The organism is Acidiphilium sp. PM (assembly GCF_000219295.1).
Lineage (GTDB): Bacteria > Pseudomonadota > Alphaproteobacteria > Acetobacterales > Acetobacteraceae > Acidiphilium > Acidiphilium multivorum.
The window spans coordinates 1-10,260 of record NZ_AFPR01000525.1; the positions used below are offsets into that span (position 1 = coordinate 1).

Here is a 10,260-nt window from a genome sequence, read left to right on the forward strand (position 1 = left end):
GGGGGTCACGCCGGAACAGGTCCGCAATCACACCGGCGCCCCCCTTGCCATGGGGTGAAGATAGCCGGCATCAGGGCGATTATTCGATCTTCCATCAGGCAGATCAGTAAGAACGGTAGGCAAGGCGACGTTTGGGCAGACATTAGGAGAGTAGAAATTCACTCTACCCCGGGAAACCCATGACCATCAGGTCATCCCAAAGTGAAAACTTCGGTCTAGACAAGGACCATACCACCATCACACATAATGATCTGCCCAGTCATATAGTCGGAGTCGGCGGAAGCAAGGAAAGCAGCAATCCCCGCGAGATCAATCGGTGTGGCAGGACGGCCGATCAAAATGTTGGCAGAAAATGAATTGAGAAACTCGCCCTTCTCCTTGATCACCCCCTTGTCGATCATATCTTGCTCCAACCCGTCCCAAAGGGGGGTGACCACAACGCCAGGTGCAATCCCATTGACAGTGATCTTGTGGGGCGAAAACTCGCGTGCAGCTGCCTGTGTCAGAGAGATAACAGCCGCTTTGCTAGCACAATAGGGTGCAAACTCTGCATAGCCCTGCCGTCCGGCAATCGAGGCCGTATTAATGATCTTGCCACCCTCTCCTTGCGCGATCATCTGGCGCCCAATTTCCTGCATACCAATCATCACACCAAGGGCATTAACGCGCATGATGCTGTTGAAATTTGCCTCATCGACATCCATGAACGGCAACGGCTTATTGAAACCGGCATTGTTGAAAAGAACATCGATCCTGCCGAGGGCACCCGTCACCGCGTCCACCATCGCGCGTGTATCGGCACGATCAGCGACATCCACAGCAACACCTAGAGCTGAGAGCCCTTCATCATGCAGAATCTCCGCAAAACGCATAGCTTTTGCGCCGTCGATATCGGCAATGACGACATATGCACCTTCCGCCGCTACCCGCCTGGCAATACCTTCGCCAAGCCCTGATGCGCCGCCGGTGACGATCACCACGCGACCAGCAAGACGATGAGGATTAATATTCACACCACTCGAAACCATTTCATTACCTTCATCTAGAAATCATGCCACATTATCTCGCTTTCCACTCGAGTATAGACGCACCCCCACGTCCGCGTGCCGTTACATAGATGACCGCCGCAGCGAGAATCAGCGTACCTTGGAAGACATACTGATATGTTTGCGATAGACCCAAGAACGACACAACGTTCAGCACCTCCGTCAAGAGCAGTGCACCGAGCATGCTTCCGACAAATGTACCACGGCCGCCCCGCAGACTCGTACCACCAAGAACCACCGCTGTAATGCTGGAAAGCGTATAATTCGCACCCTGCGATGGATCGCCGACGCCGATCTGGGCCATAAGCATAACGGCACCGAAAGAAGTAAAGATGGCGCATCCCACATAACCCAGGAGATATATCAAATCGATCCGCAACCCGATCCTGCGTGCAGACTCCTCGTCAGACCCCGTGGCGCGGAGCGCCCAGCCTGCTCTGCGGCGCCGTAAGACGTACTCTCCGGCGAAGGCACATCCGACCATTATCAGAAATGCAAGAGGCAGCGGCCCGATCTGGTACGTAATCCACGCGACAACATTGGCATTTATGTATCCACCTGGACTACTTCGCAGCAGATAGCTACAGCCCTGAAGGCCGATATACATCGCCAAGGTCGCCGCTATCGGAGTAAAATTCGCGTATCTTATCAAACAACCGTTAATAGTGCCAATTGTGACGGCGCCGACTAACATAAGCAGAAACCCACCGCCAATGATCGCCGCAGTCTGATTACTATTCACGAAGAACGACGCGACCACCACAAGAAATCCGGCCAATGGGCCAACTGACAGATCAATCGCACCTAGCAGCATCGCGATTGTTTGGCCGATGGCTATGAACCCGAGAGCCGTTGCGAGCGTAAGAATGTTGGAAACGTTAAAGGCCGAGAGATAGTGTGAGTTATTGCTGTATCCGAGCAAGGCCATCGCGACGATGACAATCGCCAGGGGTATGGTTGGTGCGTTATCCGTCTGTACAAAATGGCGCCAGGCATTGTGGCCTGCTCGACCTGGGCGGGAGCCACCCTGCTGCACGAAATGGCTGCCGGCTCCGACCGCCGCTCCTACAATTCGTGCCTCTACAACGTCCTCACCCGTCAGGGTTTCTACTACGCGACCACGTGACAGAACGACCACCGTATCACAGAGCCCCTCGAGCTCGGCAGCATCCGACGAGTTGACGATCACCGGGATTCCCGCGTCCGTGGCTTCCCGAAGTATCCGATAAATCTCCGCTCGCGCACCCACGTCGACACCTTGCGTGGGCTCATCCGCAATGATCAAGCCGGGAGCCGATAGAAGAGCTCGAGCCATCACAACCTTCTGCTGGTTGCCACCCGACAGCGAGAACACTGGTGCATCGATCGACGGTGCCTTCACTGCCAGCGACGCAAACGATTCCTCAATTTTCTCTAATTCTCTTTTTCGGTTCATTATGCCGAATGACGCGAATGCCGGGAGGGCAGCAAGAGCAGCGTTTTCTCGCACTGAAAGCCCTCCTGCCAAACCCTCGGCATGACGATCGGATGGCATAAATGCAGCCTCGTGCAATAGATCACGATAGGAAACTGAGCGTCCTTTGAGATCGATAGTGCCGGTCCATGGCAGTAGGCCGGCGAGCGCCCGCATCAATTCTGATTGTCCGTTTCCTTCAACGCCTGCAATGCCAATAATCTCGCCTCTTGACGCATCAAAACTAACATCCCGAAACCTGTCACTAGTTAAGGATCTTACTGATAGCTGGACCTCTGCAGACGCGCTTCGATTCTTTGTTGGAAACGTGGAGGTAAGAGTCCTCCCGACGATCAGGTTCAGCAACGAGGCGTCGTCTACTTGATCTACGAGCGCACCACCCCGTACTCGTCCGTCTCGTAACACAGTCACTCGATGCGCGATTTGCCGCAGCTCTGCCAGCCTATGGGTTATGTAGATCACCGACGTGCCGAGCGCTACCACCTCACGGACCCGGCGAAATAGCATATCTGTTGATTCTTGATCGAGCGAAGCTGTCGGCTCATCAAGGATCAACACCCTCGGATTGGTGGCAAGGGCCTTAGCGATTTCAAGCAGGTGTCGCTGTGCAACTGTCAACAACTCACATCGAGTATGCAAAGGCACTCGTAGACCAACATTGTCAAGAATTGCACGGGCCACGTCCCGTACGGGCCGCCCGCCAAAGAAATCACCAGGTAGCCCGACCCGCAGGTTTTCGAGCACGGAAAGATCATCAAGGATCGAGGGGTGTTGATAGCAAATCGAGATGCCAAGCGACTTTGCCACTTCCGGCGACATATGCGGTATATGGCGGTCGCCAATTTCTATCACGCCCGCGTCCGGTTGAAGTACACCGGCAATGACGTTCATTAAAGTGGACTTTCCTGCACCGTTCTCGCCAAGTACGGCGTGCACCTCGCCGGCTTGAAACTCGACGGTCACATCAGAAAGCGCCGAAACGCCCGAAAAGGACTTTGAAATCCCGGACAGACGTATACTGGCTGTTTTTGCGGCAGCGGCGCAGTTCTGCGCGTCCGTCTTCTGCTCATACCCGATAGCCAAAGTGGTTATCTCCATTCCGCACTACCAATCAGCAGATTGTACCCCGACGGTTACGGCGGAAAGCGGCCGCCGGGGTACGTCAGTCTCAGTGATTGATGACTTTAGCTTGCTCAGCAGCAGGCATCTCGGCCGACAGATAGATGTCACCGGGGAGATGGGGACGACACTCTACGGGATGAGGCTTTCCAGTTACCGAATTCTCGAAAACAGGCGCATTATATACACTGCTCTTCGGAAGCTTTCCGCCCGTCGCCTCAGCAACGGCCCAATCCACAGCCAGCCGAACATTGTCGATTCCGGTCGCCACCGTGAAGAGCTTGAATTCGGGGTTGGTCTTGTGGTGTTTGGTCCAATAACAGCCGAGAGAGTTTCCATCTGAAGTGGCTATTGCCGGTATCGATCGATGGAATTTCTTGAACACAGGTAGCGCTCCGACAAGCGATGGACCAAAATCGGAGATTATGACATTGATGTTTTTATTTTTAGCAATCGCAGCAGTCAGAACCTGCTGGGTTAATGCGGGATCCCAGTTAGTCACGTCGAAGGGCGGGCTGTTCACAAATTTGTACTTCGGCCCGAGGACTGATTTTAATCCGGCAAGCTCTTGGAGCCCCTGGCTATTGCCGGCAGGGCCACTCAGAAACAGCATGTTGCCACCGTTTGGCAGGATCTTCTTGATCCATTCACCCCACTCAACGCCGTTCTGCTTGAAGTTCGTGCTTACGAACTGCGTGTAGTTGACACCAGACTTCCCACCTACAACAACGCGATACGGTACAATGACGTGACCGGCGCGGTACACGCTGGTGATTGCGGGAAGTACCGCCCTGCCAGAATCGCCGAATACCACCAGCGCCTTTACGCCCCGTGCAGCCATGCTCTTGATGTCAGAGATAGCTTTCTGAGTATTGCCTTGTGCGTTTGAGTAATGAAAGCTCGTCACGCTTGAGCATTTCTCGGCTTCCTGCTTTGCCGAAGCCCGCGCTATCTCACGCCAGCTGTTTCCACCGAACCCATCAAGAAGTGCAAGTGACGTCTTCTTAGGCCCACACCAGGACGGTCTTGCACCTGCATGTGCAGCAGCTCCCGTAAGCGTCAACATAATGGCTGCTCCAGCAACCGAAAGACTCAACTTTGGACATGACACTTTCATGTTATTCCTCCATTTATGACGATATTAATTGTGTTCTGATCAAGTTCGGCATACGCAAGGAATATACTGCTATGCCAAATCCAAGCGCTGCCGCTTGAATGATTGTCTGGGCCGAGTACGGCACACCGACGGCAAGTGCGAACTGGCTCAGCTGATTGAGAAAGAAAGCCGCGATTACGGTTGAAACCGGGAACCCCCGGCCGCCAAGCAGCGATGTACTTCCGAGAACAACCACAGCGACGGAAGGCAGCAGGAGACTATCTCCTTGATACGCGGTCGGCTGGCTGGTGACGCCGGCCAGCAAAATGCCTGCGGTGCAATAGAGGAGTTGTGCGCAGACATAGGCCATCATCTGGTGTTGGCGCACCCGAAGCCCTACGGCTCGCGCCGCCCGCGGATTCGCCCCGATCGCTTCGAAGCGGCGACCCGCCACAGTCTTCTTCATGACGAAGGCAACGATTAACAGAATTGCAACTGCAAACCAAACTGTGTTGTCAATCCCTAGTATGCTGCCTCCAGCGATATGGGCAAGCAGGCTAGTCGTCGTCCTAGGAACGCCGCCAGAGACCGCAAATACCGCTCCGTAAAGCAGCGCATTCATGCCAATCGTGGCCACGATCGCATTCAACCGCAGGAACCCGACGAGTATTCCATTGGCGCATCCTGCGGCAATTGCGCAGCCAGCCGCCATCAGGATAGCAGGCAAGAGTTCAGCGTTATTGCCCGCAGACACATGGGTCGAGATGACGACGGCGAGCGATACTCCACCAGCAACCGAAAGATCGAAACCTCCCTGCTGAACAACTAGCATTTGTCCAAGGCCAGCAATGGCAAGGATTGCAGCGAAGGGCAGGCTTCCTGAAAGCGCGCCGGCAGAAACACTCGATGGCGCGACGACGAGACAGATAAGCAACAAGGCTACAGACGACAAGACAATCGTTACGAACCCCCTCGCCAGAGGCAATGTTATCCTTTGTCGCGTTGCGGGCATTTTGCTCGGATTTGCGTTGACGGGCTTCATCTACTTGTTCCCACTCTCCGTCGCGTAACAGGACGAACCAGCCAGCTCACCTAGGCGATTTCCAGAGTTACTTTGACAGCGCGCTCTGGCATCGATCCCAATTTGAGCGCCTCGAGTGCATCATCGAGCCGGAAATGATGGGTCTGGATCGGCGACAGATCGATTTTTGTACGGTCCAGGAAGCGGATCGCCGCCGGCCAGACGCCGGGAGATCCGATGCAACCGCGGACGACGAGATCCTTGATCTGAATCTTGCCGAGCTCAACCGGAAATTTCTGACCAATATTAATTCCGACCATAGATATCCGGCCCTCGGGACGCACGTAGTCAAACACGTTTGCAAGGGACGATGCATGTCCAGAGGCCTCGACAACGAGATCCGCTCCCCCCTTGGTGAGTTCCTGAACTGCCTCGATCGAGTCGACAGACGACGGATCAACAGTTGCTTCGGCACCAAGACGCATCGCGACGTCCCGCCGTAGGCTGATCGGATCTACGACGATGACCCGCGCCCCCATGCCGATTGCGGCCGCGGCCGAGACGAGCCCAATAGTTCCCCCTCCCGATATGACGACCGTCTCTGCGGCATTGGTGCCGCCATTTCGCATCACGGCATAGTAGCCGCATGTGAACGGTTCGATCAGGGTCGCCTTCGCATCGTCGATGTCATCGGGCAGCTTGTGAAGCCATTCGGGACGCGCTGTGAAGAACTCACGGTTGGCACCGTCCATGGAAAAGCCGAAATGATGAATGCGCTCAGGCGTTCGGATCACACATTCACCGACCACCCGGTCACCCACCGCCAGGCCCGTCACGTTCCGACCCACTTCGACGACTTCTCCTACCCATTCATGGCCTGGTGTCACCGGGTACGAGATCGGGATTATGTATCGTCCACCGAGAAGCTCATAATCCGAATGACAGATGCCCACGCGGCGAGATCGGATCAAAACTTCGCTGTCGGCCGTCACGACTGGCCTCTGGACCTCTGTCACGACGGGCTTGTTCGGCTCATCAAAAATTAGTGCTTTCATTGTTCTCTCCCCATGATCCGCCGACCAATCAGGCGACGGCTTCGATTGCTCCGCTCCGGGCTGACGCGAATACGGCTTCAAGCAAAGCGATATTGTCGACAAGATGTTCCGCAGTAATCGGGTATGGCGCTATACCGCGCACAGCATTTGCAAAAGCGATTAGGTTATCCTTCACCGGTTCTGCGGCAGGCATTTCGATCGTCTTGATCGGCTCACCGGCAGCAGCCGACGTTACGATCCATCCATCCGGTGCTTCGACATGAGCCTTGTCTCGAATATCGATCCAACCTTTCGATCCGAATACCGCAAAGCGCGAGATGAATGGATTGGCAAGCGATGCCGAAACATACGACGTGCCGCCACCGCGAAACTTGACATAGGCAGCGACCGTATCTCCTTGCGGCAGATCGGACGAAAGTTGCTCACAGATGCAGAGCACGCTCTCCGCCGGTCCCAGTAAGCGCACTGAGAGGTCTAGTAGGTGAATTCCGGTCGCCGTCATTCCGCCGGCTGGAGCCTGATCACCCTTCAAACGCCAGTTACCACGATCGAGAGTAAGGAACTTGTCATGGCTGAAATTGGCCTCGATCTGTTGAATTCGGCCAAGCTCGCCGGCATCCGCCCGGGCCAGAAGCGCCGCAACTGGCGGTTCCCAGCGTCGCTCGTGCCCCATGCCGAGAACTAGCCCGGCGTCACTGCACAGACGCACTGCCTTGACGGCACCCGCCTTCGTCAACGCCAGCGGCTTCTCGCAAAAGACATGCTTCCCGGCGCCAACCGCAGCCTCGATCTGAGCCTCATGCAAAGCGTGCGGCGTGGCGAGCACGACTGCTTCGACCGCCGGATCCTTCAGAGCGTCGGCATATTCGGCCGAAAGCGGAATGCGAGCGCGCGTGCAAATTTCGCTTGCCGCACCCTCGTTAGGCTCGACCACCCGGATAACCCGGATGTCGTCAGATGCCGCCGAAAGAACGTCGAGCATCTTCCGACCCCACCAGCCCAGGCCGATCAGGGCCACTCGAACCGGCCCGCTCATGCGCGATTGTCCACACGCTTATTGAAGGCGCGGATAGAAACAGTCGCCCACAATCCCGCCTTGGCGAACGGGTCGGCACGGTTGAAGGCTTCAACTTCCGCGAGGCTGTTAGATTCAACGACAAAGCAACTGCCCACCATCGTTTGCTCGTCCTCTGCCAGCAGTGGACCGGAAATCACTGTCTTGATCGATGCTTTAGCGAGATACGCCTTGTGCTCTTCATAATGATCCAGTCTCTTCTCGACCGAGTCCGGATGATCGAGGCAGTGAATGACATAGTGCATTGTGGTACCGCTCCAGTAAGTTCAGCGAGGAATTATATTTCTCACACGTAGTTCGTCGAAAACGTCGAAGAAGCTACGTGTAGTCTGTTGATAGGCGGCAAAGCCGAGCGAACGACTGTTGGTCATATCTGTGAAGCATTCCAACGTCCGACCAAGATCTGCATCACTATGCCACCACGAGGCGAGCCGACTCACCGGAATATCCTGAAGCCCATACTTTGCCACAATGTCGGACCAGATGGGCTCAGCATCCGCCATCTGTTGCTGCAGCGGGCTCGCATGACCTGGATATTCTCCAATCTCCAAGCCGAAATAGTCGGCGATTTGCCGCCAGAGCCACGTCCAGCGAAACAGGTCGCCGTTCGCCGTGTTGAATGGCATATTAGCTGCCTCGGGCGTTACCGCCGCCCAGTGGAGTTGCTGCGCGAGAATGCGGGCATCAGTAATATCAGTGACCGCGTGATACTGTTCCGAAGAGCCGGGAAAGACGAAAGGGCGACCCGTATACTTGCAGATAGAGGCATAGACAGCGAGCGTCGTTGCCATATTCATGGCATTACCAACAACAAATCCGATCATCGTGTGGGGACGGTGGACTGACCATGTAAAATTGTGCTTCGCGGCCATCTCGAAAAGAACATCTTCTTGGGCGTAATAAAAATTAGGCCCTGTCAGCCGGGGGCTGGTCTCCAGAAACGGCGTATAAGGCTTCACCTTAGCGTAGTCATCAAACGATCCTAAATAGTGTTTTAGGCCGGTAACCAACGCCGCGTGTCGGAGCGGCGCTTGAGCGACTCCCTCGAACAGATGCCGAATCATCCGCGCGTTGACCCGAACATTCTCTGCCTCGGTGCTCTGGCGGGACCACGTGCAATAGAAGACGCACGTCACATCGGAGGCGGCAGCGAGTGCTGCTCGGCTAGAGGCTAAGTCCTGAAGATCAATTGCTATATGACGATCGCTCCACGGCAAATCAGCTGCACCGCGCGACGTGGTGACAACAGTCCAACCGAGATTCTTAAGATACCGACCGGCATAGCTACCGGATAATCCAGTTGCCCCAACGATTAGTGCGACATGTCCCTTGTCCATAGCTTTAGTCTTTCCTGATTCCAAATAGGCTTCGTCTCGTCGTTCCTCAGACCGTATCTTGATCAGAGAACTATTTACTGAATCTATTCATGTGCATCTTGACTACGCGTGCCAAAAAATGCGGTAGCTTTCATCACCGCTGAACGAATAATGGGCGTTTTGGTTGTCGTCCCGGCACACCAAGAGATCTGAGCTCAGGTGCACGATTCCCCTTTGCTACGATGATTAGAGCCGGATCGTGCAATCGTGCTCGCGCGCGCTTTAAGGCACAGGTGACAGACGTGCCCGAGTCCTAGAACATGTGTTTTGCTCATTATGTTCCCTCTCATTTACAGCGCTTTATCGGCAAACTGCCGCGGCTAAATTTTGTATAATGCGTTACGTTGACGCGTACCCAGAAAGTAGCAAAACAATGCAACCCAGTGCATCTAAATCTATCCACCATGGATAAATGTGTCGCTTTGTTTGTGAGATGACGTGTCATCACGCCTGCACCGAAATATTTTTGGCTCTGTTGCAAACGGCTGGCCCCGGTATCGTATTAGCCATTTGGTGGCTTTGAGGGCGGCGCGATGGCCAGGTTTCTGGATTTGGATGCTCTGTTCAAGGGGCGGCACTTCGACCGCGAGATGATCATCCTGTGCGTGCGGTGGTATCTGCGCTCTAAGCTCACCTTCCGGGACCTGGTGGAGATGATGGAGGAGCGCGGCCTGTCGATGGCCCAACCACCATCATTCGCTGGGTGCACCACTATTCGCCGGAATTCGAGCGCCGGTGGAACCGCTTCGCGCAGCCGGGCAGAGCGTCGTGGCGTGTGGACGAGACCTACGTGAAGGTCCAGGGTGAATGGGCCTACCTCTACCGGGCGGTCGATCGCGCCGGAAATGCCGTTGACTTCCGTCTCAGCCCCAAGCGTGACGTTGCCGCGGCCAAGGCGTTCTTCCGCAAGGCGATCAAGGGTCCGGGCTCGGGCCCGCGGACCGTCATGCTGGACGGCTATGCCGCATCGCACCGCGCGGTGCGCGAGATGAAGGCTA

General features: G+C 55.4%; 10 protein-coding genes. 2 read left to right on the top strand and 8 right to left on the bottom strand.

Annotation, left to right across the window (positions count from 1 at the left end; genetic code table 11):
* Positions 1 to 215: 215 nt before the first annotated feature.
* From APM_RS17265 to APM_RS17295, 8 genes are all read right to left on the bottom strand, one after another.
* Positions 216 to 1,028 (bottom strand): SDR family NAD(P)-dependent oxidoreductase, encoded by an 813-nt coding sequence (locus tag APM_RS17265; protein WP_007424681.1) that lies wholly within the window; start codon positions 1,026 to 1,028, stop codon positions 216 to 218.
* Between the two features lie 31 nt (positions 1,029 to 1,059).
* Entirely contained in the window at positions 1,060 to 3,618 is a 2,559-nt protein-coding gene (locus APM_RS17270) for an ATP-binding cassette domain-containing protein (protein ID WP_007424682.1), read from the bottom strand.
* A gap of 70 nt (positions 3,619 to 3,688) precedes the next feature.
* Positions 3,689 to 4,705: a substrate-binding domain-containing protein gene (locus APM_RS20765; protein ID WP_197535489.1), complete on the bottom strand. Its 1,017-nt coding sequence runs from the start codon at positions 4,703 to 4,705 to the stop codon at positions 3,689 to 3,691.
* A gap of 64 nt (positions 4,706 to 4,769) precedes the next feature.
* Positions 4,770 to 5,777, bottom strand: coding sequence for an ABC transporter permease (locus tag APM_RS17275; RefSeq protein ID WP_083818707.1), 1,008 nt, complete (start codon positions 5,775 to 5,777; stop codon positions 4,770 to 4,772).
* A 50-nt stretch (positions 5,778 to 5,827) separates the two neighbouring features.
* Positions 5,828 to 6,811 (bottom strand): zinc-binding dehydrogenase, encoded by a 984-nt coding sequence (locus APM_RS17280; protein ID WP_039889128.1) that lies wholly within the window; start codon positions 6,809 to 6,811, stop codon positions 5,828 to 5,830.
* Positions 6,812 to 6,839: 28 nt separating this feature from the next.
* On the bottom strand, positions 6,840 to 7,847 hold the full coding sequence (locus APM_RS17285; protein ID WP_039889129.1) for a Gfo/Idh/MocA family protein: 1,008 nt from the start codon (positions 7,845 to 7,847) through the stop codon (positions 6,840 to 6,842).
* Positions 7,844 to 8,131, bottom strand: coding sequence for a YciI family protein (locus tag APM_RS17290; protein ID WP_007424687.1), 288 nt, complete (start codon positions 8,129 to 8,131; stop codon positions 7,844 to 7,846). Before APM_RS17290 ends, APM_RS17285 begins: the two co-directional genes overlap by 4 nt.
* Positions 8,132 to 8,152: 21 nt before the next feature.
* On the bottom strand, positions 8,153 to 9,223 hold the full coding sequence (locus APM_RS17295; protein WP_007424688.1) for an SDR family oxidoreductase: 1,071 nt from the start codon (positions 9,221 to 9,223) through the stop codon (positions 8,153 to 8,155).
* A 572-nt stretch (positions 9,224 to 9,795) separates the two neighbouring features.
* Between APM_RS17295 and APM_RS22410 the strand changes: the two genes are divergently transcribed.
* Both APM_RS22410 and APM_RS22340 read left to right on the top strand, forming a co-directional pair.
* Positions 9,796 to 10,056, top strand: coding sequence for an IS6 family transposase (locus APM_RS22410; protein WP_206740702.1), 261 nt, complete (start codon positions 9,796 to 9,798; stop codon positions 10,054 to 10,056).
* Positions 10,053 to 10,260, top strand: a 208-nt coding sequence (locus tag APM_RS22340; RefSeq protein WP_206740703.1) for a DDE-type integrase/transposase/recombinase, incomplete at its 3' end; no start/stop codon positions are given. The genes APM_RS22410 and APM_RS22340, both read left to right, overlap by 4 nt.

Bases quoted from the DNA above. Each gene is read 5' to 3' on its own strand.
- APM_RS17290 (WP_007424687.1), bottom strand. From the start codon at position 8,131: ATGCACTATGTCATTCACTGCCTCGATCATCCGGACTCGGTCGAGAAG.
- APM_RS17285 (WP_039889129.1), bottom strand. From the start codon at position 7,847: ATGAGCGGGCCGGTTCGAGTGGCCCTGATCGGCCTGGGCTGGTGGGGT.
- APM_RS17275 (WP_083818707.1), bottom strand. From the start codon at position 5,777: ATGAAGCCCGTCAACGCAAATCCGAGCAAAATGCCCGCAACGCGACAA.
- APM_RS22410 (WP_206740702.1), top strand. From the start codon at position 9,796: ATGGCCAGGTTTCTGGATTTGGATGCTCTGTTCAAGGGGCGGCACTTC.
- APM_RS17270 (WP_007424682.1), bottom strand. From the start codon at position 3,618: ATGGAGATAACCACTTTGGCTATCGGGTATGAGCAGAAGACGGACGCG.
- APM_RS17265 (WP_007424681.1), bottom strand. From the start codon at position 1,028: ATGGTTTCGAGTGGTGTGAATATTAATCCTCATCGTCTTGCTGGTCGC.
- APM_RS17280 (WP_039889128.1), bottom strand. From the start codon at position 6,811: ATGAAAGCACTAATTTTTGATGAGCCGAACAAGCCCGTCGTGACAGAG.
- APM_RS20765 (WP_197535489.1), bottom strand. From the start codon at position 4,705: ATGTTGACGCTTACGGGAGCTGCTGCACATGCAGGTGCAAGACCGTCC.
- APM_RS17295 (WP_007424688.1), bottom strand. From the start codon at position 9,223: ATGGACAAGGGACATGTCGCACTAATCGTTGGGGCAACTGGATTATCC.